The sequence below is a fragment of the Bradyrhizobium sp. CCBAU 53338 genome, assembly GCF_015291665.1.
Taxonomy (GTDB): domain Bacteria; phylum Pseudomonadota; class Alphaproteobacteria; order Rhizobiales; family Xanthobacteraceae; genus Bradyrhizobium.
In genome coordinates this window covers 4,036,192-4,060,870 of record NZ_CP030048.1, presented here as the reverse complement: position 1 = coordinate 4,060,870, position 24,679 = coordinate 4,036,192, and the positions used below count along the sequence as shown (strand labels likewise).

General features: G+C 63.9%; 22 protein-coding genes and 1 tRNA gene. 11 read left to right on the top strand and 12 right to left on the bottom strand.

The genetic code is table 11. The features are described from left to right. Positions 1-140 precede the first annotated feature (140 nt). Positions 141-4,085: an IPT/TIG domain-containing protein gene (locus XH90_RS19090; protein WP_246755529.1), complete on the top strand. Its 3,945-nt coding sequence runs from the start codon at positions 141-143 to the stop codon at positions 4,083-4,085. Between the two features lie 53 nt (positions 4,086-4,138). Here the strand turns inward: XH90_RS19090 and XH90_RS19085 are convergent, their stop codons facing one another. Continuing rightward, entirely contained in the window at positions 4,139-5,068 is a 930-nt protein-coding gene (locus XH90_RS19085) for a septal ring lytic transglycosylase RlpA family protein (protein ID WP_194475899.1), read from the bottom strand. Positions 5,069-5,868: 800 nt separating this feature from the next. Here XH90_RS19085 and XH90_RS39630 point away from each other — a divergent pair. Continuing rightward, on the top strand, positions 5,869-5,997 hold the full coding sequence (locus XH90_RS39630; RefSeq protein ID WP_256442381.1) for a hypothetical protein: 129 nt from the start codon (positions 5,869-5,871) through the stop codon (positions 5,995-5,997). A gap of 18 nt (positions 5,998-6,015) precedes the next feature. Here XH90_RS39630 and XH90_RS19080 read toward each other — a convergent pair whose 3' ends face one another. After that, on the bottom strand, positions 6,016-6,312 hold the full coding sequence (locus XH90_RS19080; protein ID WP_194475898.1) for a hypothetical protein: 297 nt from the start codon (positions 6,310-6,312) through the stop codon (positions 6,016-6,018). A gap of 144 nt (positions 6,313-6,456) precedes the next feature. Between XH90_RS19080 and XH90_RS19075 the strand changes: the two genes are divergently transcribed. After that, the gene (locus XH90_RS19075; RefSeq protein ID WP_194475897.1) at positions 6,457-7,035 is read left to right on the top strand and encodes a TIGR00645 family protein; all 579 of its coding nucleotides are present in this window, start codon (positions 6,457-6,459) and stop codon (positions 7,033-7,035) included. A 15-nt stretch (positions 7,036-7,050) separates the two neighbouring features. Here the strand turns inward: XH90_RS19075 and XH90_RS19070 are convergent, their stop codons facing one another. Further along, positions 7,051-7,380, bottom strand: coding sequence for a DUF1476 domain-containing protein (locus XH90_RS19070; RefSeq protein WP_194475896.1), 330 nt, complete (start codon positions 7,378-7,380; stop codon positions 7,051-7,053). A gap of 243 nt (positions 7,381-7,623) precedes the next feature. Here XH90_RS19070 and XH90_RS19065 point away from each other — a divergent pair, with 243 nt between their 5' ends. Continuing rightward, positions 7,624-7,851: a hypothetical protein gene (locus tag XH90_RS19065; RefSeq protein WP_194475895.1), complete on the top strand. Its 228-nt coding sequence runs from the start codon at positions 7,624-7,626 to the stop codon at positions 7,849-7,851. 48 nt (positions 7,852-7,899) lie between these two features. On the opposite strand, the gene XH90_RS19060 is transcribed toward XH90_RS19065, so the two are convergent. After that, positions 7,900-8,091, bottom strand: coding sequence for a hypothetical protein (locus XH90_RS19060; protein WP_194475894.1), 192 nt, complete (start codon positions 8,089-8,091; stop codon positions 7,900-7,902). Positions 8,092-8,472: 381 nt separating this feature from the next. On the opposite strand from XH90_RS19060, the gene XH90_RS19055 reads away from it, so the two are divergent. The 3 genes from XH90_RS19055 to XH90_RS19045 all read left to right on the top strand — a co-directional run bounded on the left by XH90_RS19055 (position 8,473) and on the right by XH90_RS19045 (position 11,770). Continuing rightward, positions 8,473-8,727, top strand: a complete 255-nt coding sequence (locus XH90_RS19055) for a DUF3551 domain-containing protein (RefSeq protein WP_194475893.1) — start codon at positions 8,473-8,475, stop codon at positions 8,725-8,727. 1,251 nt (positions 8,728-9,978) lie between these two features. Further along, positions 9,979-10,500 (top strand): hypothetical protein, encoded by a 522-nt coding sequence (locus XH90_RS39850; RefSeq protein WP_371748251.1) that lies wholly within the window; start codon positions 9,979-9,981, stop codon positions 10,498-10,500. A 1,066-nt stretch (positions 10,501-11,566) separates the two neighbouring features. After that, complete coding sequence (locus XH90_RS19045; RefSeq protein WP_194475892.1) at positions 11,567-11,770, top strand: hypothetical protein; 204 nt, start codon at positions 11,567-11,569, stop codon at positions 11,768-11,770. Between the two features lie 314 nt (positions 11,771-12,084). Here the strand turns inward: XH90_RS19045 and XH90_RS19040 are convergent. From XH90_RS19040 to pncA, 6 genes are all read right to left on the bottom strand, one after another. Continuing rightward, positions 12,085-12,174: transfer RNA gene (locus tag XH90_RS19040), tRNA-Ser, on the bottom strand. A gap of 344 nt (positions 12,175-12,518) precedes the next feature. Continuing rightward, a complete protein-coding gene (locus XH90_RS19035) occupies positions 12,519-12,842 on the bottom strand; it encodes a hypothetical protein (protein ID WP_194482739.1) in 324 nt (107 codons plus the stop codon). A 244-nt stretch (positions 12,843-13,086) separates the two neighbouring features. Next, positions 13,087-14,934, bottom strand: coding sequence for a dihydroxy-acid dehydratase (gene ilvD, locus XH90_RS19030; RefSeq protein WP_194475891.1), 1,848 nt, complete (start codon positions 14,932-14,934; stop codon positions 13,087-13,089). A gap of 618 nt (positions 14,935-15,552) precedes the next feature. Then, entirely contained in the window at positions 15,553-17,586 is a 2,034-nt protein-coding gene (locus XH90_RS19025) for an NAD(+) synthase (RefSeq protein WP_194475890.1), read from the bottom strand. A 128-nt stretch (positions 17,587-17,714) separates the two neighbouring features. Then, complete coding sequence (locus XH90_RS19020) at positions 17,715-18,830, bottom strand: alpha/beta fold hydrolase (RefSeq protein ID WP_194475889.1); 1,116 nt, start codon at positions 18,828-18,830, stop codon at positions 17,715-17,717. Between the two features lie 13 nt (positions 18,831-18,843). Then, complete coding sequence (gene pncA / locus XH90_RS19015; protein WP_194475888.1) at positions 18,844-19,470, bottom strand: bifunctional nicotinamidase/pyrazinamidase; 627 nt, start codon at positions 19,468-19,470, stop codon at positions 18,844-18,846. A 269-nt stretch (positions 19,471-19,739) separates the two neighbouring features. On the opposite strand from pncA, the gene glk reads away from it, so the two are divergent. The 3 genes from glk (at position 19,740) to XH90_RS19000 (ending at position 21,360) form a co-directional block, all read left to right on the top strand. Continuing rightward, positions 19,740-20,708, top strand: coding sequence for a glucokinase (gene glk, locus XH90_RS19010; RefSeq protein WP_194475887.1), 969 nt, complete (start codon positions 19,740-19,742; stop codon positions 20,706-20,708). 148 nt (positions 20,709-20,856) lie between these two features. After that, a complete protein-coding gene (locus XH90_RS19005) occupies positions 20,857-21,060 on the top strand; it encodes a hypothetical protein (protein ID WP_194475886.1) in 204 nt (67 codons plus the stop codon). Positions 21,061-21,204: 144 nt separating this feature from the next. Next, positions 21,205-21,360 (top strand): hypothetical protein, encoded by a 156-nt coding sequence (locus XH90_RS19000; RefSeq protein ID WP_194475885.1) that lies wholly within the window; start codon positions 21,205-21,207, stop codon positions 21,358-21,360. A gap of 83 nt (positions 21,361-21,443) precedes the next feature. Here XH90_RS19000 and XH90_RS18995 read toward each other — a convergent pair whose 3' ends face one another. Both XH90_RS18995 and XH90_RS18990 read right to left on the bottom strand, forming a co-directional pair. Next, positions 21,444-21,821, bottom strand: coding sequence for a response regulator (locus XH90_RS18995; protein ID WP_194475884.1), 378 nt, complete (start codon positions 21,819-21,821; stop codon positions 21,444-21,446). Between the two features lie 122 nt (positions 21,822-21,943). Beyond that, positions 21,944-22,762 carry a Spy/CpxP family protein refolding chaperone gene (locus XH90_RS18990; protein WP_194482738.1) on the bottom strand — a complete coding sequence of 273 codons (819 nt, stop codon included), beginning with the start codon at positions 22,760-22,762 and terminating at the stop codon, positions 21,944-21,946. 506 nt (positions 22,763-23,268) lie between these two features. Between XH90_RS18990 and XH90_RS18985 the strand changes: the two genes are divergently transcribed. Continuing rightward, on the top strand, positions 23,269-24,609 hold the full coding sequence (locus XH90_RS18985; protein WP_194475883.1) for an ABC transporter substrate-binding protein: 1,341 nt from the start codon (positions 23,269-23,271) through the stop codon (positions 24,607-24,609). The last annotated feature ends 70 nt before the right edge of the window (positions 24,610-24,679 follow it).

Below are 24,679 nucleotides of genomic sequence, written 5' to 3'. Positions count from 1 at the left end.
GTACAGATGCATTTTACAATGCGCCGATCGCCAATACGAGCGGCCATTCGGGCAGCCCAATATTCACAGCAGCTGACTATAGTCCGACCACGTCAAATGCAACTTACACATTTCATCCAACAAACCCGAACCAAAACGGTGTGAGCGCAAACGCCGGCCAGGCCGAGATCGATATTACGCTGAACAGCAAGACGGGTAATGGGCAGGACTCTATCATCCTGTACTACACACCGGGCTGTAGCGATTTCAACGTGGGCTGCACCGGAAGTTCGATAGCGAACACCCCTTACACGTTCACGATCAATCTACCCAGCCCGCCCACCGTGACCTCGATCTCACCGACCGCTGGTCCAACGGCTGGCGGCACGACGGTAATCATCACCGGTACCAATTTCACCGGCGCCACGGCGGTGAAATTCGGCGCCACCAATGCCGCAAGCTACTCGGTCGATTCCAGTACCCAGATTACGGCGCACACGGCCGCCGCCAGTGCTGGCACGGTCGATGTCACGGTCACCACAGCAAACGGCACGTCTGCGACCTCGTCTGCCGATCAGTTCACCTATACTCCGGTGCCTACGGTCACCTCGGTCGCGCCGACGTCCGGCCCAGCCGCCGGCAGCACCACGGTGACGGTCACTGGCACGGGCTTCGTCGTTGGCGCGACGACGGTGACCTTCGGCGGGACCGCCGGCACTGGCGTCAGCGTCAGTTCCCCAACGTCCCTGACGGTGACCTCGCCAGCGCATGCCGCCGGCACCATCGACATCACCGTGACGACCGCAGGCGGCACCTCGGCGACATCAGGGGCGGACCAGTTCACCTACATCGCTGCACCGACCGTCACATCGATCTCGCCCACCAGCGGCCCGGATACCGGCAGCACAAGCGTGACACTCACCGGTACCAACTTCACGGGTGTCACAGCCGTAACGTTCGGGGCGACGTCGGCCAGCTTCACATTCAACTCGGCGACATCGATCACGGCGACTGCGCCCGCCGGTACCGGCACCGTGGACGTCAGGGTGACGACTCCTGGCGGTACATCCGCAACATCGGCCGCCGACCAGTTCACCTATGTCGGCCCCCCGTCCGTTACATCGATCTCGCCGACGTCGGGATCGCTGGCTGGCGGCACCAGCGTCGTGATCACCGGTCTCAATTTGTCAGGGGCAACCGCCGTGAACTTCGGCGGAACTGCGGCAACGGGCTTTACCGTCAATTCGGCGACCCAGATCACCGCGACCTCACCGGCGGGTACAGGCACCGTCGATGTCAGGGTGACAACGGCGGGTGGAACGTCAGCCACGTCGGCAGCGGACCAGTTCACCTACCTCGCCGCACCGACCGTTACATCGATCTCGCCGACGGCAGGCCCGGGCGCAGGCGGTACGACCGTCACGATCACGGGGACGGGATTCTCGACCGCAACGGCCGTAACCTTTGGCGCGACTTCGGCCACGGGCTTCACGGTCAATTCCGCGACGTCGATCACCGCGACGGCGCCGGCCGGATCTGGCACCGTTGATCTCCGCGTGACCAATCCGGGCGGCACGTCAGCGATATCGGCGGCCGACCAGTTCACCTATGTGGCCTCGCCCACTGTTACGTCGATCTCACCGACAGCGGGACCCGCGGCCGGCGGCACTGTCGTGACGATCACAGGCACCAATTTCACCGGCGCGACCGCCGTGACGTTCGGTGCAACGGCGGCAACGGGCTTCACCGTCAATTCGGCGACCCAGATCACCGCGACATCGCCGGCCGGCACCGGCACTGTCGACATCAGGGTGACGACCACAGGCGGCACATCGCCGACGTCGGCCGCGGACCAGTTCACCTATTTCGCTCTGCCGACCGTGACGTCGATCTCGCCGACGGGCGGCCCGCTCGCTGGCGGCACGTCGGTGACGATCACCGGCACCAATTTCACCGGCGCGACCGCCGTGACGTTCGGGGCAACGGCGGCGACCGGCTTCACCGTCAATTCGGCGACCCAAATCACCGCGACATCGCCGGCCGGCACCGGCACCGTCGACATCAGGGTGACGACGCCGGGCGGAACGTCGGCCACCTCTGCGGCAGACCAATTCACCTACGCCGCGGCGCCGACGGTGACGTCTGTTGCACCGAATGCGGGCCCCACGACGGGCGGGACGTCTGTCACCATTACGGGCACCGCATTGACCGGCGCAACTGCCGTGAAGTTCGGCGCGACCAATGCGACCAGCTTCACGGTCAATTCGGCGACCTCGATCACCGCGACGTCGCCGGCGGGCGCCGGCACGGTCGACATCATCGTGACGACACCCGGCGGAACTTCCGCGACATCCGCGGCGGATCAATTCAGCTACACTCCGGCGCCAACGGTCAGCTCGATCTCGCCGAACACGGGATCCGCGATCGGCGGCATCTCCGTGGCAATCACGGGTACCGGCTTCACGGGTGCGACCGCGGTGAAATTCGGCGCCAACAACGCGACGAGCTTCACAGTGAACTCGGCAACGTCGATCACGGCAACGTCGCCGCCCGGCGCCGGCACGGTTGATGTCACAGTGACGACGGTCGGCGGCACATCGCCCACCTCGCCGGCGGACAGGTTCACCTATCTGTCTGCGACGACCACTACGGAGCTCACATCGTCGAAGAATCCGAGCAGTTACGGCGACTCCGTGACGTTCACGGCCAAAGTGAGAAGCACCGGCGGGACACCAACGGGTACGGTGACGTTCTTCGACGGCGCCACGTCGATCGGCACGTCGACGCTCTCGGGCGGCGACGCCACTTTTGCGACGACGACACTCGCGGTCGGAAGCCACACCATCACGGCGACCTATAACAGCAGCCCCGCCTTCAACACCTCGACCTCGCCGGCCCTGAACCAGACGGTCGACATTCCCGCCGACAGTGCCAAGCTGCGCGCGCTGCAGGTCAACGTCACCAAGATCGTGGCGCAGAGTTCAGGCCAGGCGATCTCCGGCTCGATCGACACCGCAATTTCCGAGGGCTTCAGCGACGGCGGGCAATACATCACGCCAGGCGCGGGCGGAATGCGCATCAATTTTGCTGCCGCGCCCGACGGTGATGAAGACGACAAGCCCAAATCCGGTCAGCAGTCAGGCTCTCAAGGCTTGAACGCCTATTCGAGCGCCGGCGGCTCCGGCCGGAGCGGTGGCCGCGGCCGCGGCTCCTCACGGGTCGACGATGCCTTCGCCGCGATCGACCAGGCAGCCCCCACCAAGGCACCGGCTTCGCGGTTCAAGGAGCAGAAGGACTGGCTGTTCTGGATGGATCTGCGCGGCACCGGCATCGACCGCTGGGGCTCGTCCGGTAATATCGGTACCGGAGCGACCCAGGCCACGCTCTACGGTCAGCAGATCAACTTGCTGTCGGGCCTCACCTATAGAGTGCGGCCCGACCTTCTGGTCGGCGTGGTCGGAGGCTACGAGAATTTCAGCTACACCGAGACCGACATCAACGGAAAGCTCAAGGGCGACGGCTGGACCGTCGGCACCTATCTCGGCTGGAAGATCATCCCAACGCTGCGCTACGACGTGGCCGTGACCTATTCCGGCATCGGCTATGACGGCACCGCCGGCACGGCACAAGGCAACTTCAACGGCAATCGCTGGATGCTCGCGACCGGCTTCACAGGCAGCTACCGCTGGGCCAATTTCAATTTCGAGCCGTCGGCGAAAGTCTATGCGCTGTGGGAGCGGGAGAACGCCTATGTCGATTCGCTCGGCACCCAGCAGGCCGCCCGCACCTTCTCAAGCGGCCGCGCCTCCGCCGGCAATAAGGTCTCCGTTCCCGTGCCGTGGCTCGATAATGTTGTGCTGGCACCCTACGCCGGCGTCTATGCCGACTACTATTTCACCCAGGACGATGCTGCCGCGATCGTCGCCGCCGGCGCCGTGCCACTGGCCTCGACGCCTCTGCTCCAGGGCTGGTCGGCGCGCGTGACTGGTGGTGTTGGTGCAAGGCTTGCGGGCGGCGCCACGGTTGGCTTCGGCGCCGAGCTCGGCGGCATTGGCGGCAACACGCAGATTTGGACATTCACCGGACGCGCGCGCGTCCCGTTCTGATCATCAAGCGGCAGCCCCACGGGACGGGCATCGTGCTGCAGCAGATATCGGGATCAGTACAAGCCGCGGCCGGTGAGGATGCTGCGCGCTTCGGCCGCGCCGTCATCGGCAGGCCCGGGAGCGCTATTGCTGGCGTAGCGGCCGTCCTGGTCGTAGGATACTTGGCGAACATTCTGGAGGGCCCGGCCGCGGCTGCGGCTCGAGGCCGACATCTCCGAGGTCGCGTTGAGCGAGGCAACATCGGCCGAGGTGTTGCCGAGGCTGTAGGGCCGGCCCTCCGGCATCGGCACTTCGCCGCGGATGGCGCCGCGGCCAGACGACGGCAGCTCCGGCACGAACGACCTCGCCGAGGCGACCCGGACCATGGAGGGCGACGGCGCCGGCACGCCGGTGCGCAGGGTGGCCATCAGCTGGCGGTCGTCGGAGCCTTCGAGCGGCGCCCGGCCAACATATTCGACGCGAACCTTGGCGACGCCGTTGCCTTTGAATTCAAGCAGTTCGGCGGCTTTGTTCGAGACGTCGATGAGGCGGTTGCCGTGATAGGGCCCCCGGTCATTGACGCGGACGATCAGCGATTTGCCGTTGGACAGGTTGGTCACGCGCGCATAGGACGGCATCGGCAGGGTCGGATGCGCCGCGGTCAACGAACCCATGTCGAACACTTCGCCATTGGCGGTCAGGCGGCCGTGGAAATCATCGCCGTACCAGGAGGCCATGCCCTCGGCGCGGTAGTTGACGTCCTCCTCCGGCACGTAGGTCCGCCCCGCCACCACATAGGGCTTGCCGACGCGATAGGTGCCGCCGCCCTTGGGCACGGACTCGCCCCAGGCCACGACTCGCGGGCTCGAGGACACGCCGTATTTGGGATCGACCCGGCTGGCGAATTTGCTGGACGAGGCGCAATTGGCAAGCGCGAGGCAGCTGGCGACCACCGCGACGCACCGCGCAGCCCGCACCACCGAATCTGACCGTCGGATCCCCATTCGCCCCAAATACCATTTCGCCGGAGACCGACCCAGCCCGCTTGCTGCGGGGGCGCCGTCCGGACCTCAACGCTCCGAGACGGCCCACCACCGTCTCAGCGGTAACGATAACGCAACCCGAACACGGCGGAAATGGGGAGCCCGCAGCGTTCGCAGCGGGATGGTAAACAGGACGTTCGCAATTCTCCGTTGATCTACGGTGCACCAGGCCCTCAACGCTGCCTCCGATGTGCCAGTCCCACACAAGCTGTTGCGCCAAAAGCTCACTCCACCCCCGATATCGCCGGCTTCACTGGAATTCTTTTGACTGTGCAAGGCTGCACGCGTTTTCTCGCCTGCAGGGGCGGGATTGGAATTTAACGATGATCGAGACGGTTTCGGCACTGATGGGTCTGGTAAGCGCGGGGATTTTCCTGGCCCATGCGTTTGAAGGCTACCGCACGAGGGCCTGAGGGCACTCGCGCGGGCGACATTGCATTACCTCTTCAAGACGGCGCGTTCGGACAATTTTAATCGATCCGATCGAACATCGAAGACGAGAGCAGCAGGTGTCACATGCGCAGACATGACCTCGTATCCGATGGCTTTCTGGCTTTGACCGCAGGCGGCCTGGTCCTGCTTTGCTCGAGCCTCGTCGCCCTGGCCTTCGGCTAATCCACAGTTCACACCTTTCTGCTTTCACGACACGGCGCTCCTACGGCGCAGCAGGCCGGATTCTCCCGCTCCCGTTTAGTTGATTGAATTTCCGCGTTCGGCGCCTCGACACATTTCAAGAGGCCCCACCAACGAAGGTGACGCACATGCTTGCCGAGAAATTCTTCCTGGTTCTGGAATCGCTGATCCGCGGCGGCCGCAACTACCCCGACGGAAGCCCCCGGGTCATCAGCACCTCCCCGCACGTTCCTGTGGCTCTGCCGAGCCGGAAATAGAAGCGGCGTGCAGGTCGCTCAGCGCAAGCCGAACGGCGATCTGCGATAGAGACTGTCGCGCGCTTCGGTCTGGCAGACGAAGCTGCCGTCGAACCCCTGCCCATAGAGCTTCTGCCCCTTGCGGTAGTAGACGCCCTTTTTGAAATCCAGCCACACCACCTTGTCGCCGGGGCAATGGCGCTGGGCCTGCGCCTCGTAGCGGAACGGCGTCAGCGGTGTCGCAGAAGTCTCCGCGGCCCAGCCGGCGCCGAGGACGATCCCCGCGCCCGCAAGCGCAAGCCCGCCAAACCCTCTCCAAGAGCCGTTCCGCAGCACTGAGCCCCACTCCGCTTCCCCGCCGCTCGAACGGCTTGCGTTCGGCACGATAGCATGAGAGGCGGCGAACTGGCGCTGCCGTCTTCCACCTGCCAACTCGACGGGGTACATCAGGACGAGGTCATCCAGATGTGTGGACGTTGAATGTCGGTAGAGCCAGAAACCACCACCGGACCCCGCCCGCCCTCGCCGCGGCTCGGCCTGCTGCCGATGATCATCTTCGGTTCACGCTGGCTCCAGCTGCCGCTTTATCTCGGGCTGATCGTGGCGCAGTGCGTCTACATCGTGCTGTTCCTGAAAGAACTCTGGCACCTCTCCTGGCACGCGCTCGATCTCACCGAGCAGGAGATCATGATGAGCGTGCTGGCGCTGATCGACGTCGTCATGATCTCAAACCTGCTGGTGATGGTGATCGTCGGTGGCTACGAGACCTTCGTCTCGCGGCTCGATCTCCAGGGCCATCCCGACGAGCCGGAATGGCTCGGCCACGTCAACGCCAGCGTGCTCAAGATCAAGCTCGCGATGGCGATCATCGGCATCTCCTCGATCGCCCTGCTGCGCACCTTCATCGAGGCCGGCAATCTCGGCTCGAGCCGCGCCAGCTTCACCGAGAACGGCGTTATGTGGCAGGTGCTGATCCACCTCACCTTCGTGGTCTCGGCGATCGGCATCGCCTTCGTCGACAAGTTCAGCGACGCGACCGCGCGCAAGCCCGCCGAGTGAGGCGCAGGCTCCCGCCTAGCTGGCCTGACGCGACGCGGCCTCGAGCTGCGCCAGCGCCTGATGCAGGCACTCCTGAACCTTTTGGGCGACCTGCTCGCGCGAAATCCCTTTTGCGGCGAGATCGTCCGACACCTTGTTCAGGGTCTGAACGATCGTCTGGTTGCCGAGATTATCCGTGACCAGCGCCGTCGCGTAAGCCGACGCGGCATCGCCGCTGAGCCCGAGCTCACCGGCGGCCCAGAGCCCGAGCAGCTTGTTCGACCGGGCCGCGGCCTTGAACATGAGCTCCTCGTCGTGGGCGAATTTGGCCTCGAAGCCCTGCTCGCGCTTGTCGAACGTGGTCATGGTCAGCTCCATTTGCGCTATCGCTGGTGGGATCTGGATCGGGAGCGAAAGTCTCCGTGGGTTCTCGTCAATTGTGGATCATTTGAATCTTCCGACCGAAGGCCGGCGCCGTCAAGTCGCCGCTCGGTCGAGGATGGCGAGAGCGTCAGGCCCGGACCAGCCCGGCCGGCCAAACGGCATGTTTACGACTTGTTAAACAGACTCACGGCCGCATGGGTCCCTGGGGAAACCGAGAGCCGATGCATGAACAGAGAGCTTCGGGAATTTCGACGGCTTGAGCGCGTGTGCCTCGAGCAGGCGGCGCTGTCGACCATGGATCTCGCCCGGTCGGGCCTGCTGAAGGTTGCCGACGACTGCCGCCTCGCGGCCGAAGCCATCGAGGCCCAGCCGGTGCCCCGCGGTGCGATCGCCGCCGCCGTCCAGGCCTTCAGGCTGGCGCTGACGTCAGGGCGCACGCCCAGCCGGCACTGATACGCTGTTCGGTGAAAGCGACCGGGGAAACCCGACGGACAAGCCCTCTCAGGCTTTGGCTGCGGCCGCCTCGCGCGCGAGCCGCTCGGCCTTGAGCCGCTCGCGATTGGCATGAAACGCCCGCTGCGCTTCCTCATGGTCGCGCATGGCCTTCTCGGCCTCGATCCGGCGTGCGGCATCGCGCGCCTGGCGCTGTTCGGGGGTCAGGGGCTTGCGTCGGAAGGAAAGGTCATCGGTCATGCCGGGATAACGCGGTGGCGGGGAGAAGGTTCCATCTCGCGGCCTGACCGCGCGCATCGGATGAACGGAAATCTACACCGTTTCAATCGCTTAGCGGATAAGTACCCGACGGCATCGAAGGCTCCAAAGACTCAGCCCCCGCCAAACCATCAAAACAACCCCATGCACCGTAGCCCACGCATGTCGAATCAACGTTTTACGCAGCGGACCTCCGCGACGTTGCAAAAGCCAATTGACGCGCCGGGCAAAACACTGGCATAATGCGATTATTCCGAAATCGATCGACCTCCCCATGGGCCCCGCTGGAACCAAGGCCCGGACTTGCCATTGGCTTCGGCCCTCGAGGCTTTCATTGAGGGCGTCATTTCCTGGAGAACCAAGATGCGCACCACAGTCCTCGCCCTGCTGATCCTTCTGGGATCTCTCCCTGCTGCGCACGCAGACCGCGACTATCCCTGGTGCGTCGTCGGCGACGATCTCGTCTGGCCGGGCGAGTGCATGTACGAGACCCGGGAGCAATGCATGTGGTCGGCGTCAGGCCGCTGGAACACGACTTGCGACATCAATCCGCGCGTGAGGTTCAAGCAACAGCAGCAGCCCCAACCCGCACCGAAGAAGTTGCAGCCACGTCGCTGACAGGCGCGGCGGCGATTCCGGGCGAAATCAACCAGGAAACCGAGCGAGATCACCGATACATCCCTGTCGACCATTTCAGGGACTGGTGGCCGCAAACACACGGTTCGGTGAAGGAAACGCATTCTCTCTCCTCTCGAAGCACTGCGGAAACCGAGCGGCACTAGCTTCGCGTCGAGTTGGAGGGAGACTGAAGATGATCGCTCTCAAGGTGTTTGCAGTTGCTCTCGGCGCCGGATTTGCCATCTGGATGTATTCCGGCGACCTCGGCACCGACGTGGTGCTCGCCATCATTGCTTGCCTTGCATGATGAAAAAGGCCCGCCGCGTCACCAGCGGGCCTCGCCACCTCCAGACGATCCGGCTCGGCGGTAACGCCGGCGATCTCGCCAGTGACAGGCTTGTCGTTGCGAACGTGTCATCCGCCAGTTGGTGAAGGCGAAGGGTGTGCAGGACTCACCTTGTCGCCGGACGACGCCCGGCTCCTGAAACTGCTATTTTTTCCCGGATTTCGATCCGTGATTTTGAGGAGGTGGTGATGGCAAAGCCATCTTCTCTTCCTCGGCAAGCTTGGGGCCGCGCTGCCCCCAAGCGCAACCTCGCCTCCCAACTGAACGGCCACCACTATCGCCAGAACCGGCAGCGCCCACCTAAGGCGCTGGACTTCCGGACGCCGCCACCGACCCCTGTCTACGGTCGGTGTCAGTCACCTGCCCGACCGGTTCACCTGAAATGGAACTCGGGATTGCCACTTTTTCCCGGTTGGTGTAGCTTACGTCAGCGCTTCGGCGCTACGCATAGTAATATCTCTGCCGCCCGCCCCCTGCCGTCCCGCAAAGACGATCACGCAGGGGGCGGGTTTCATTTGGCGGGCAGAGTTGTAGTGACTTTCGTGCGCCCTGTGAGAAGCGCATCGCACGCCGGGCATTAAATTTGACGATAACCGGCCGGCCCGAATTGACCGCAGCGCACAAAATTGCGAATTTACCGCTACCGGGATTTTGCCAATCCTTCCCGGGGCTGGAGCAGCGCCGTCCGCGATCATTTCAAGCGGGCGGCGTTGTTGGTTTTGGGGATGCCCCAGACAAAAAGACGGCCTCGGCGCGCGAGCACATCGGGGCCGGACGGCCGCAGGAGGTGGAATGGCGCAGCCATCCCCCTAGGAACGACCGGCCCGGCGGGTAGGTTTCGGACCCCCCGAACTAAACTGTTTATGGCGCAGACTTAAAATTTAAGCGGACCGAGGGAACCTTTTATGAACCTGGGCCCACAAGGCGCGGGCAAGGGACCTTGCTGCGTTAAACAGGCGATTTCCGAGTTTTCCCGTCGGGTAGACACCATTCGCGCTTCGCTGCTTGCGCATGCAATGCCGCCCCGCTCTCCGACCTCGTTCGCCGATCCGACAGGACACGGTCCGGTATCGCAAACCGATGTGTGGCGCGTGTCACAGATTGTGCTCGCCGTGTCGCGATATCCATTCACCGCTTCGCAGGCCCCAGGCCATGTCGACGCAGGACTTCCATCAAACCTGACAGAGAGGAATCAATCCATGTTGCGCAAGTTCTCTTTTATTGCTGTTGCCACAGTTGCATTGGGTGCGGCTGCTCTGGCCCCGACCTCCGCCTCCGCATTCGAGTTTGGCGGCTGGCATCACGGGGGCGACCATCGGGGTGGTGTAACCATCGTCCTCGGCGGATCCGGTCACTATGGCTACGACGACTGCGACCGCGACTACGATTATTACCGGCACCATCCGCGCCGCTGGAGGCCGTTCTGAACGGCTGCTGACCCCAGTCGTCGTGAACGGTCTCAGAGGCGCGCGAATTGTATCAATCCGCGCGCCTCTTTCATGCCTTCGCGAGGCGTCGTCCGCGCGTACAGTTTCCGCGACGCAGGTTTGACAAGGCCCCTCGCCCACGAAGCCATTTCCCTAGCGCCGTAAAGCCACTGAAATAAGGGGGCCCGGCATTCGATTGTTTGACCAACGGGGATTGTCATGTGGCCATTCATTGACAGAATTTGCCGGGAGTTTTGCTTGGCTCAGCTCACCTCCAGGAAATGAGGAAGCTCGAGTTAGCCGATTGACACCGCGAGCAAGCGCCATCCTAAATTTTTGGCATAGGCGAAGTTCTAACCAGACCAACGTTCCAGCGTCGGCGACCGCCCGTAGATGTGGCCGAGTGCGTTCTCAGACTCGCGGCACAGGGGAAGCGTCGCCCCGAAACCAATAGGCGACATTTGCGAAACGAGTTTTTCTGGTCGGACATTATCCCGAGGCATCCATAGATCAGCTCGCGCTGCACGGTCGCCACCGGGAGCACCAATCGGCTGGCCAAGGCCCGGCGGTTCCAAGCCGGAACAGGCCGCGGTTGATAATTGTTGTTGCGGGAATTTTGGGCAATTGGATAGATTGACACCGCCATGAAACGGGGTTGCCTCAAATTGAGGAGCTATCGTTGAATCGGGAATTAAAGGAATTCCGCAGGCTCGAACGCGCCTGCAGAGAGCACGCGTCCATCGCTTCCTTCGATCTTGAGCGAGAGGGTCTTCTCAAGGTGGCCGAGTACTATCGGAAAGCGATCGAAGGCCTGCAACGCGGCCCCACAGCGGACACCCACTCGTAAACTTCGCAAGGAAGGCCCGCTCAACGCAAATCGACGGCGGGCCGTGTGTCGGCCGGCTTGGATGTTCGCGTTTGAGCGCTCCCGGACGCCCCCATCTGTTCAAAGGTAATCACGGGCGCGTGCGCTGGCGGTTCCTGTGTGACAGCGATCACCGCGCCGAAAAGCCGCACCGCATACTCCGCCATGTAAGGGAATGGTCCCTTACAAAGGAGAATGAACATGAACACGCTGGATGTGGATTTTCTTTCCATCGACGATCTCGACGCGGTTGGCGGCGGCATGATGAACGATGGCCGGGGCCAGATGGACCCGAAAGCGCCCGGTGCATATGTGCCCTACGGCGGCCCCGGCATGAGTGTGGGTCAAACGGTGGGCGAACTCATTCTGACAGGCGTTGCTGTGGGTTTCGTATTGGGTTTGTGAGGACGTCGCCAAAGACGACGAGAGGCCGCCACGGCTTGGCGGCCTCATTTCAAGCTCACCACCCAAGCCGCCGCGAGTGCATCATTGTCCGTTGCCGAGCACGCTTTCAGCAATGGCGAGACGCGATCAAAAAGAAAGACCTCCGACAGCGACCCGCGTCACGAGCACCAACGCTGTTCACAAACGTGCAATCAGGGGTGGCTCCCGACCAGTTAGGAGAGGAGCCCAGCCTGGTAGCTCCAAGCGCAATAGCGACGCCACCGAAAAGAATTCGGTTTGAACCGGACGTAGGTGGATGTCTGGGGAAGGCGTGCTGGCGGAAGGGGTGGGATTCGAACCCACGGTACCCTTGCGGGCACGCCGGTTTTCAAGACCGGTGCCTTAAACCACTCGGCCACCCTTCCAGCTCCGGAATTGCAGGTCCGGAACGGCTGTCGCTTAACCCAGTCGGCTGCGCAAGGCAACGCGAAGTTGGGTTGCCCGTATCGACTTCGCCACCAACGGCGACCTGTCAGGCGGGCGTCAGGCTGGTCCTCTAGCCTGAGCAGCACGCGGGTTGATTCATCGGCAATCGCCCCCTCAGCCATTCCCGACATCGGCGATGCCACCCAGGGCGTTCGCTGGTCGCGAGGCCCGGTTGGATTCGCCTCCATTTCCGGGCCTCGTTTGGCTTGCCGCAAAAGCAAACGCGGCGCCCCGATGGCGCCGCGCCAAGCCTGTGTGTTGCGCTTGATTTGCGACTTCGGGCTCAGTAGCCGCAATGGCCGCAGGCAGGCTGCACCGGAGCGTAATAGGAATAGCCCGGCGAGACCATCTCGACGCGCTGGCGCGTCGCATATTGGGGCGGGATGCGTTCGTACTGGACGCTGGGCGGCGCCACCATCACGGTCTGCGGAACCATCACGGTGCGATACTGCGCCGGGGTGCGATGCGCGACGGTCGCACCGGGCGACACCATCACCGTCTCGTCGACGGTGCGGTATTGCGGCGCGACATATTGCTGCTGATAGCAGGTCGTGCACGGCGGCGGCGCGTAGCAATTGTAGCAGCCGGCCGAGGCCGCGCCCGTCATCGAAATCGCGGCGACGGCAGTCGAGAAAACAACAGCAAGAGTACGAGACATTATGGTGGTGCCCCAGTTGCCCGAAATGGATTTGCGAAGGTCGCATGCAGTATACGCCGCAAAATTCATTCCTGCCGAAGTTCGTCGAGGCATCCTTAATGCGAACGGCCGGCTTGCGCCGGCCGTTCAGAACTTGTTGACCATCCGCAAGGCGTGACCGCGAGCTTCGCGATCACGCCCGCACGAGACGCGCCTATTTGCGACGCTTCACTTCACGCACGGCGCCGCGCGCGGCGCTGGTGGTGAGCGCAGCGTAGGCTTGCAGCGCGGTCGAGACGTTGCGCTTGCGCGCGGCCGGCTGCCAGGCGGCATCGCCCTTCGCCTCCTCCGCCGCGCGACGCTTCGCGAGCTCCTCGTCGGAGATCTCGAGGTTGATGCTGCGGTTGGGAATGTCGATCGCGATGCGGTCGCCGGTGCGCACCAGCGCGATGTTGCCGCCTTCGGCCGCTTCCGGCGAGAGATGGCCGATCGACAGGCCCGAGGAGCCGCCGGAGAAACGTCCGTCGGTGACGAGCGCACAGGCCTTGCCGAGACCCATCGATTTCAGATAGCTGGTCGGATACAGCATCTCCTGCATGCCGGGGCCGCCGCGCGGTCCCTCGTAGATGATGACCACGATCTCGCCGGCCACGACCTTGCCGCCCAGAATGCCCTCGACAGCCGCGTCCTGGCTCTCGAACACGCGCGCGGGGCCGGAGAATTTCAGGATCGAGGCGTCGACGCCCGCGGTCTTCACGATGCAGCCGTCCTGCGCGAGGTTGCCGTAGAGCACGGCAAGACCACCGTCCTTGCTGAAGGCGTGCTCGAGATCGCGCACCACGCCCTTCTCGCGATCGGAATCGAGCTCGTCGTAGCGGCGCTCCTGGCTGAAGGCGACTTGCGTGGGGATGCCGCCCGGCGAGGCGCGATAGAAGGTTCTGACAGCCTCGCTCTTCGAGCGCTTGATGTCCCAGCGCTCCAGCGCCTCGTTCATGGTCGGCGCGTGCACGGTGGAGACCGACGTGTCGATCAGGCCGGCGCGGTCGAGCTCGCCCAAAATGCCCAGGATGCCGCCGGCGCGATGCACGTCCTCGACGTGAACGTCGGCGACCGATGGCGCCACCTTGCAGAGCACGGGGACGCGGCGCGACAGGCGGTCGATGTCCTGCATGGTGAAGGCGACCTCGCCCTCGTGGGCTGCGGCGAGCAGATGCAGCACGGTGTTGGTCGAGCCGCCCATCGCGATGTCGAGCGTCATCGCGTTCTCGAACGCCTTGAAGTTCGCGATATTGCGCGGGAGCACGGAAGCGTCGTCCTGCTCGTAATAGCGGCGGACGAGGTCGACGATGGTGTGGCCGGCCTCGACGAACAGGCGCTTGCGGTCGGCATGGGTCGCGACCACGGTGCCGTTGCCGGGCAGCGCGAGACCAAGCGCCTCGGTCAGGCAGTTCATCGAATTGGCCGTGAACATGCCCGAGCAGGAGCCGCAGGTCGGGCACGCCGAGCGCTCGATCACCTTGACGTCCTCGTCGCTGACCTTGGAGTCGGCGGCGGCGACCATGGCGTCGATGAGGTCGACGGCCTTGGTCTTGCCCTGCAGCTTGACCTTGCCGGCCTCCATCGGTCCGCCCGACACGAACACGGCAGGAATGTTGAGGCGCAGCGCGGCCATCAGCATGCCGGGCGTGATCTTGTCGCAGTTGGAAATGCAGACGAGGCCGTCGGCACAGTGCGCGTTGGCCATGTACTCGACGCTGTCGGCGATCAGCTCGCGCGACGGCAGGCTGTAGAGCATGCCGTCGTGGCCCATGGCGATGCCGTCGTCGACCGCGATGGTGTTGAACTCCTTGGCGACGCCGCCGGCCTGTTCGATTTCGCGCGCGACGAGCTGGCCGAGGTCCTTCAGATGGACGTGGCCGGGCACGAACTGGGTGAAGGAGTTGACGACCGCGATGATCGGCTTGCCGAAATCGCCGTCCTTCATGCCCGTCGCGCGCCAGAGGCCGCGGGCGCCCGCCATGTTGCGGCCGTGGGTGGTGGTGCGGGAGCGATAGGCTGGCATGGCGTTTCCGTCCTCGGGTTTGACTGCCTGGGCGGGAAAATCCGGAGCCGCTTCAGGCCTTTCCGGCCGGATAGCGCACGGGGTGGGTTGGCGCAACGGGAACTTGCCGCGAAAGGGCCCAGATCGGGCGATCGCAGGCCTCCCCTGCCGCTATTGCAGGGTCGGACCAAGCCGGCAGCGCGAGCCGACCGGCAGCAAAATGTTGACGAGACGAGCGAGCGACATCACCAGTCGTCGGAAGTCGGTTGCGCAGGTCGCATGACAATTGAAGCTGCGAGGCGCGATTGCCCGTGCGAGCGTGTGCGCGCAAACGCACACGCATTCGGGCGCGGATCAAGCGCATTTACGTCCGTAGTGATCCGGAATGGAATCCTATTTCGATCTCGCGTACATCGCAGGACATCGATCGGCGGCCTTCCAAGGGCATCACCTTCTGATCGCGCACCACGGGGTTGGGGGACCATCTGGGGCGGGGGAATCGAAGGCTGGGGCAAGGTGGCGAGGTCCGGACTCCTAGGCACTCCGGACCTCGTGCTTTCCAGATTGAACGTGATGTCGCGTCGCCGGCTCGATCAGCCGTGCGGCGCGAAGTCATCTCGGGTTGACCTCCTCGTCAGATCATTTCGGCACGTTGCGCTCGAGATCCTCGAGCCAGGCGGCCGCGCTCGAATCCGATGGCGCGCGCCAGTCGCCGCGCGGCGACAGCGAGCCGCCGGCCGAAACCTTCGGTCCGTTCGGCATTGCCGAGCGCTTGAACTGGCTGAACGCGAAGAAGCGGCGCAGGAACACTTCCAGCCAGCGGCGGATCTCCTGAAGATCGTACGCCCTGCGCTTGTCGGCCGGGAATGCCGGCGGCCATTCGCCCTCGGCCGCATCCTTCCAGGCCTGCCACGCCATGAAGGCGATCTTCGACGGCCGCATCCCGAAGCGCAGCGTGTAGAACAGGTTGAAATCCTGCAGCTCGTAGGGTCCGACCGAGGCCTCCGTGCTCTGCGGCTTCTCGCCCGGCTTGACCGGAACCAGCTCCGGCGAGATTTCCGCCGACAGGATCGAGGCGAGCGTTCCGTTCACATCGCCGCTGAACTGTTTCGAGGCGATCACCCAACGGATCAGATGCTGGATCAGCGTCTTCGGCACGCCGGCGTTGACGTTATAGTGCGCCATCTGGTCGCCGACACCGTAGGTGCACCAGCCGAGCGCGAGCTCGGAGAGATCGCCGGTGCCGATGACGATGCCGCCGTGATGGTTGGCGAGGCGGAACAGATAGTCGGTACGCAGGCCCGCCTGCACGTTCTCGAAGGTGATGTCGTAGACCTTCTCGCCCTTGCCGAAGGGATGGCCGATGTCCTTCAGCATCTGCGTGGCCGTGGTGCGGATGTCGAGCTCCTGCCAGGTCGTATTGAGCGCCTTCATCAGTGCCAGCGCGTTGGTCTTGCTCTCGCTGCCGGTGGCAAAGCCCGGCATGGTGTAGGCCAAAATATTCTCGCGCGGCAGGCCGAGCAGGTCGACGGCCTTGGCGGCGACGATCAGCGCATGGGTGGAATCCAGGCCGCCGGAGACGCCGATCACGACGCGCCTGGTGCCGGTGGCGCGCATGCGCTGCACCAGCCCTGCGACCTGGATGTTGTAGGCCTCGTAGCAATCCTGCTCGAGCAGGCTCTCGTCGCTCGGCACGAAGGGAAAGCGTTCGACCTTGCGCAGGAAGCCGATGTCGGCGGCCGGCGGCTTCAGGGCGAACGGCACTTTGCGGAAGCTGCCCTCGCGCTGCCGGCGGTTGTCGTCGAACGTGCCCATCAGCGCGCGTTCCTGCCTGAGCAGGTCGAGATCGACGTCGGCCGTCGTGATCTGGCCGCCCTGCCGGAAGCGCTCGCCCTCGGCCAGCAACGCGCCGTTCTCGTAGATCGAGGTCTGGCCGTCCCAGGCGAGATCAGTGGTGGATTCCCCTGCCCCGGCGGCCGAATAGACATAGGCCGCAAGACAGCGCGCCGAGGTCGATTGGCACAGCAGCGCACGCGCGCGGGCCCGGCCGATCGTGATCGGACTGCCCGAGAGATTGATCAGCACGCTGGCGCCGGCGAGCGCCAGCTCGGACCCCGGCGTCACCGGGATCCACATGTCCTCGCAGATCTCGACGCCGATGGTGAGGCCCGGGACATCCTCGGCCGCAAACAGCAGGTCAGTCCCGAACGGCGCCTGGAACTCACCGATGGCGATCGCCTCGCCGGCGATGCCGGCGCCGGAAGCGAAATGGCGGCCCTCATAGAATTCGCGATAGGTCGGCAGATAGCTCTTGGGCACGACGCCCAGGACTTTCCCGCGATGGATGACGACCGCACAATTGTAGATGCGATGGCCAAATCGCAACGGCGCGCCGACGATCAGCACGGTCATCAGTGCCGCGGAAGCCTCGACGACAGCGGCGAGCCCGCGCTCGACGGCATCGAGCAGCGGATCCTGCTTGACGAGGTCCTCGATCGCATAACCGGACAGGCACAGCTCGGGAAACACGGCGACCGCCGCCGACTGCGCGTCGCAAGCCCTCGCCGCCGCGATGACCGCTTTCGCATTGGCCGCGGGATCGGCCACGTGGGAGGTGGTGACGCAGGCCGCAACGCGCGCAAAACCGTGGGCGTAGATCGAGTGGAAGCTCATCGCGCAAAGGACCCTTGAATCTCATCGGACCGGCCGCGGCCGGCTCCGGACTCTATGTAGCCCATCAACCCGGCCGCGTGCAGGCCATCCGCCATCATGCATAACGGATTTGCACGCCACGCCTGATGTCAGGCGCGGCGCGCCAGCACGCTGGAGAGGTCGTTGCGCAGCCATTCGGCGATCCGGGGCCAGGCATGGGCGTGGGTCCTGGCACCCATGAACAGGCCGAGATGGTTGCTAGGTTCGGAGGCTGCTGCGACGAACGCCGGCGGCGTGCCGATCAGATTTGCGGTCGCAAGCGCCTGCGTGGCCGGCACGACATCGTCATCGAGCCCGGCCAGCAGGAAGACCGGCGCCTTGACGTCCTTCAGGTCGATCGCACGGCCGAGTGCCGTGAAGTTGCCCGACGCGATCCGGTTCTCGCGAAAGATCCAGTTGACGATCTCCAGATAATAGCTGCCCGGCAGATTGAGCGTCTCGGTGTTCCAGCGGTCGAAGCGCGCGAGCAGGGCCGCGCCCTCCTCGTCCGAGAGGTCTCGCTGCAACGCCGCCGCGATATCGTCGCGATCGGGCGTCTTCGACCAGACATGCAGCATCTCCGCGCCGCTGACATTGCCGCCGCCACGCGCGACGAGCTGGTCGTAGACGATCTCGGGCGCATTGCGGGCGAGCTGCGCCAGCCTGGACTCGACCGAGAGATCGACCGGTGCGCCAACCAGCACCAGCCGCCTCACCTTGGCCGGAAAGCGCGCCGCGTAGAGCAGCGACAGCCAGCCGCCCTGGCACAGGCCGATGAGATCAACGGGCGAACCGATTTCGTCGACGGCGACATTGAGATCGGACAGATAGCTGTCGATCGAGAGATAGCGCATCTCGGGCGAGGCCGATCGCCAATCGGTGAGATAGACCCGATCGATGCCGCCTTGTTGCAGCGACTGCAGCACGCTGTGGCCGGATGCGAAATCGGCGATCAGCGCACGGTGCAGCGCGTAAGGCGCGCAGACCAGCGCGGGCTGGCCGGATCGCGTCCGCGAACAATCGCGTAGCCGCATGGTGGAAAGCTCCAGCGCCGCGATGCCTGATGTGGTCCAGGGAACATCGCTCTCGCCCTGCTCCACGGGGCCGCGCTCCAGCCACCACAAGCAGGCGTCGATCGCGAGCCGCGCCGCCGCGAACGGCCATAGCATGGGGTCGTCGGGACCACGGTCCGATCCAGCCGGCTGCTGGCCGCTCTTCTCCACCATTATCGCGCGATCCTCACAGGAATGCCTCCAGGCTGACGACGGCGATGCCGAGCTCCCTGAAACTTCGATGGGTCGCTGCGACCGAGCCATCGAGGTCGATGCCGCGGCAGGCGTCCTCGATCACCACGACCTCGAATCCCGCCTTGCGGGCGTCCTCGGCCGAGAAGCGGACGCAGAAGTCGAGCGCCAGGCCCGCGACGAAAACGTTCGTCAGCTTACGCTCGCGCAAATAGCCGAGCAGGCCGGTCGGCGTCTTCTTGTCGTTCTCGAACAGGGCCGAATAGGAATCGATGACGCGGCGAAAACCCTTGCGCACCACCAGGCTTGCCCGCGTGACGTCCAGATCCCGATGGAATTCGGCTCCGGCCGTGCCCTGGACGCAATGTGTCGGCCAGAGCACCTGGGTGCCATAGTCGAGCTCGATGGTCTGGAACGGCTGCCTGCCCGGATGGTTCGGCGCGAAGGAGACGTGGTCGGCGGGATGCCAGTCCTGCGTCAGCACCACGTTGGTGAATTTTTGGGCGATCCGGTTGATGGCGGGGACGACCTTCTCGCCGCCGGACACGGCGAGCGCCCCGCCCGTGCAGAAATCGTTCTGCACGTCGATCACCAGCAGCACGTCGCGGTCGGATATCTTCATCGAGAGATCCTATGTTATCCACCCGGCGCAGAAGTGGCGCCGGCCGTTCCTGGCAATGTCGATCTTCCCGCGCGGCTTCGCAACCGCTGCTATCCTGCAACGATGTCGCGCGAATGGCCGGCGGCTCCGGATGCAACGCTTTGCCGCCGGCCGTGTTGACTAGCTGTACCCGAGTGCGGATTCTCTGGTATCCGCAACTTCAGGATCGGGTCGAAGCATCGGAGGAGATGGGTTCCCGCGGCTTGCAAGGTCACGGTAGCCGGATGGTCATGAGTATCGGCAAGACAGGAAACATACTTCTCGCCGATATCGGCGGCACCAATGCGCGCTTTGCGCTGAGCAACGGCGAGCGGATCGGACCGATCGACTATGTGAAGGTCGCCGACCATCCGACGGTCCGCGAAGCCATCGCCGACGTGCTGCGGCGGGCGGACGGCGAGAAGCCGGTCCGGGCCGTTCTGGCAGTGGCCGGTCCCGTCACCAACAACCGCTGCGTCATGACCAACAGCCCCTGGGTGATCGACGGCAACGAGCTCCAGCCCGCACTCGGCTTCGACAGCGTCCACGTGCTCAATGATTTCGAGGTGGTGGCCTGGTCCCTGCCCGCCCTCCAGCCGGCCGACCTGATTCCGCTCGGCGGACAGGACGGCATGTCCGGGGAGCCGCTGCTGGTGATCGGGCCCGGGACCGGTTTTGGCGTCTCCTGCCTGGTCGAGCGCCATGGCTCCCGGCTCGCCGTCGTGACCGAGGCCGGTCACGCGACGCTGCCGGCAGAAAACGAGCGCGAGGAACGGGTGATCGCCTCCATGCGCCGGCGCTTCGGCCATGTCTCCATCGAGCGTGGCGCTCTCTCCGGCTCCGGCCTGCAATCCCTCTACGAGGCGATGGCCGAGGTCGATGAAGCCCAGGTGCCGCAACGCGATGCCGCAGGGATCACCAAGGCGGCGCTGGACGGTACTTGCGAGCTCAGCCGCGCGACCCTGGAGATGTTTTGCGCCATCCTCGGCTCCGTCGCCGGCAATCTCGCGGTGACATTCGGCGCCCGAGGCGGCGTCTACATTGCCGGCGGGATCGTGCCGCGCTTTCCGGAATTCCTTTCGGCTTCAGCGTTCCGCGCGCGTTTCGAAGCCAAGGGGCGCTTCCAGGATTACCTTCGCAACATCCCGACGCGCCTCGTCATGAAGCCCGATGCGAGCTTCGTCGGCCTGAAGATGTTCGCCGACCACAATCTGGATTGAGCGCGCCCCGCCAACGCGCCGTACACGCCATTAACCATGCACAGTTGATTGCAGTGCACCCGCGGTTCCACGCAGGATCGTGCTTGCACCCTTGTTTCCCATGGGAAACAATTCGCGCGTGTGTGTGGCGTAGGTACGGGGGCGTGACATGCGTAAGCAGGATGTGGGCTTCGACTATCACCGCTATCACCGGCTGCTGACCGAGGCAGACGATGAGAACAAGCGCATGGCGCTGATCGAACTGTTGATCGAGGAGAAGGCCCGGGACCGGTTGGCCGCGCAGCGCGCCTCGGACCGCGCGGCCATGACGGCCCACACCATCGCGACGGTGCTGAAGGGCGGTCGCAACTAACGCTTGCACGATCTACGAACTCGCGGCGGCGAGCCCGCGAGCGATTGCGATTCCGTTAAGGATCCCTGGCAATCCCGTATCAAACTTTTTGCTCTAGCAATGCCCTCACCTGATGCAATTCAGGATCAAACAGGGGGAATGAACATGAGCATGATTTCGCTCGCCGAAATGCCGGCTGCCGTCCAGACCCGGTCGAACGATTATTCTTTCAAGGCGATTGTCATCTTCTGCTGCCTGGGCCTCGTTGCCTCGGTCAGCCTGATGGCACACGGCGTCGATATCAGCGCCGGCCTGATGTAAACAACTGACGGATCTTCCGTCGCGAAATGGCCGCCCCGTTCGGGCGGCCATTTTCGTCAACGCCGTCCCCGTCACTGACAGCGTTAGTGCGATGCCTTCGCCGGCGCATCCGGAAACAGCGAGTCGATCATGGTCTTGAGCTGGTCCAGCGCAATCGGCTTGCGCAGGATCGGCCGGCGCCGGAGCAAGGACGGCAACAACTCCGGCCCGTAGCCGGTGGCGAACAAGAACGGCTTGCCGCGACGCTCGATCAGATCGGCGACGGGATCGACGTAGACACCCATCAGATTGATGTCGAGGATTGCGAAATCGTACTGCGCGGTCATCGCGAACGCACTCGCATCGCGCACATTGTCCGCTTCCGCAACGACATGGTGGCCAAGCTCCTCCACCATGTCGGCGATCATCATCCGGATCAACGCCTCGTCTTCGACCAGGAAAACGGAGAGTCCGCCCGCCATATCAACCCCGCAAGCCTCATTGCGAAGTTAATCATACCCGATTTGCGAGAAGGATTCACGAATTCGTGGCCTTCAATTTCCACGAATGCATGCAATCCGATTCAAGCTCGAGCAATCCAGGATCAATCCAGGCCGCGCTCGTGGCTGAGGCGCACCATCTCCTGGATGAACACCTCCTTCTGCTTGTCGTCGAGGCTCGAATACAACGGTTCGGCGGCGTCGGCGACATTGCGCTGGTCGGCCGCGCGGTCGTTCAGGAATTGCGCCTCGTTGCGCATCTGCTCGATGATGTCGTCAGGCGGATCCCGCTTGGCCCGCGCAATGCGCAGGTTCAGCCGCTCGGCACCATTGTGTCCGAGATAGTGCATGGCGCTGGAGAAGCCGAACCAATGCTTCTCCTGATCGGGCGTGAGATTGAGCTCGGTCTTGATCCGCTCGATGTAGGAATCGCTGTTGGCGACGATCTGGTCGGCGGTCAATTGCGGCGCGCCGGGCTGGGTCAGGACCGTGACGTCCTTGTCCTTGGCATCAGCCGCAGGCACATTCTTGGCCTCCTTGCTCGCCTTAGCCCCCTTGCCGGCCCTGGCCGTGTCCTTGCCGCCCTTGGCATCCTTGTCCTTGGCAGCGCCCGACTGCTTGGCATCTTTCGCATCCTTGGATGCGTCCTTGCCGGCGTCCTTGGCGGCCGGCTGCTGGCCGTTGTTGTTATTTCCCACGCCGAGCACGCCGGTGAAGACGCCGACCACACCGCCGATGGCGCCGCCGAGAACGCCTCCGACCGGACCCGCCGCCTTGTTGCCGGCTGCAGCGCCGTCCTGGACACCTTTGACCAAACCTTGTGCATTCGCAACTGCCGCCGCGCCAGTCAGCATTGTCAGCACGCAGCCGAGCACGAGCCAGCGTCGCAGGCCAAGCCGCGCAGGCGGCGCCGGATTGATCATCTGGGTCTCCATCTCGATCTGCTTGCCTTCGTGCGAAAACGGCAGGCCTCCTGCCGGTTGCAACTCTACTGTTTTCGCCGCGCCGAGGTCTAGGCGCGGACCATCGCTGTCCCCGTTTGAAAGGGTGTTGGCTTGAAAGGTCTCGGCCGCGAAGCGGTGGCGCAGGCTCATTCGGAACTGCGGCGTAATTGCGCACTGACCGTTCTTGGCCACTTCTTGGCCGGCGCTTCGCAGTGTGCGACGCAATAAGAGCAGTCGCCCATCACCGATAGAGGCTGCGGTCTTTCCGTACACAACGTTAGTTCTAGAGGGCAAGCCATTCGGCTTTCTCGACAGACGCAATCAATCATGATCTGATCGCGCTACCAAATTGCCGCGTCCCGCGTGATTTGCCGCCAGGGCCGACGGCGCCAATAAGAAACGACCAACAACAAAAACAAAAAAGCAAACTTGGAAATTCAGAGGAAACGACAGAACAATAAAGCACACCAAGGCGAGGAAACGAGATGTCACGCAAGACACTGACGCGACGTCAATTTGTGGCTGCCACTGCAATGTCCTCCACGGCGCTGATCGCAGCGCCTTATGTCCGGGGCGCTTACGCCGCCGGCAAACTCTCGATCGGCTTCTGGGACCATTGGGTGCCCGGCGCCAACCAGGCTTCGACCGATCTCGTCAACGAATGGGCGGCAAAGGAGAAGGTCGAGGTTTCCATCGACTATATCACCAGCAACAACAAGAAGATCGAATTGACCGCGGCGGCCGAAGCGCAAGCGAAGTCCGGTCACGACATCCTTCAGATGCCAAGCTGGTGGCCGCACGCCTATTCCGAGAATCTCGAGCCGCTCAACGACGTCATGGAGCCGCTCATCAAGCAGAACGGCGAGGTGAACGGCACCGTCAAATATCTCGCACAGTCGGGCGGCAAATGGCTCGCAGTGCCAGCGACGCCGGGCAGCCAGATCAAGGGTCCCTGCTCACGCATCGATCTGATGAAGAAGTTCGCCAATATCGACGTCCAGGAAATGTATCCGGCGGGCAGCGCGCCCAAGGCCGACAACTGGACGATGGAGACCTTCCTCAAGGCCGCGGAAGCTTGCCAGAAGGGCGGCTTCCCGTTCGGCATCGGCCTCGGCGAGACCACCGACAGTGTCGATACCGCCGGCGCGATCTTCGAGTCGTTCGGGGCTCAGCTGGTCAACGCCAAGGGCGACATCACCGTCAAGACCGACCAGGTTCGCCAGGCCATGGAGTACTACAAGAAGCTGATCGCCGTTCTGCCGACGGACGCGCCGTCATGGGACGATGCCTCCAACAACAAATGGCTGATCTCGGGCCGCGGCGCGCTGATCATGAATCCGCCGAGCGCCTGGGCCGTCGCCAAGCGCGATGCGCCCCAGGTTGCCGAACAATGCTGGACCCATGGCTTCCCGTCGGGGCCGAAAGGACGCTTCGCGCCGTTCCTCCCCTACTTCTGGGGCGTCTGGAGCTTCGGCAAGAACAAGGAGGCGGCCAAGAGCCTGCTCGCCCATATGTCCTCGCCCGCAGCGATTGAAAAATTCGTCGTGGCGAGCGGGGGCTATGATCTCCCGGCCTATGCGAACATGACCAAGCTGAAGACCTGGGCCGAGGAAGGCCCCCCGAAGGGCACGCTGTTCCACTACCCGGATCCCTACAAACAGCAGACACTGTCGATCGCTGCATCGCCCGCGCCGCCGAAGATCGCGCAGCAGATCTATTTCCAGGCGACACTGACGAAGCTCGTGTTGCGCTATGCACAAGGCGAGAAGATGGAGACCGCGCTCGCGTGGGCCGAGGGCGAGTGCGAAGGCTTCATGCGGAGCTGAGCCGGGTGTGTGCCACGGCGGTTCATGCGCTATAGCGTGAACCGCCAAGGCCCCGCTCCCAGCCTGCGCA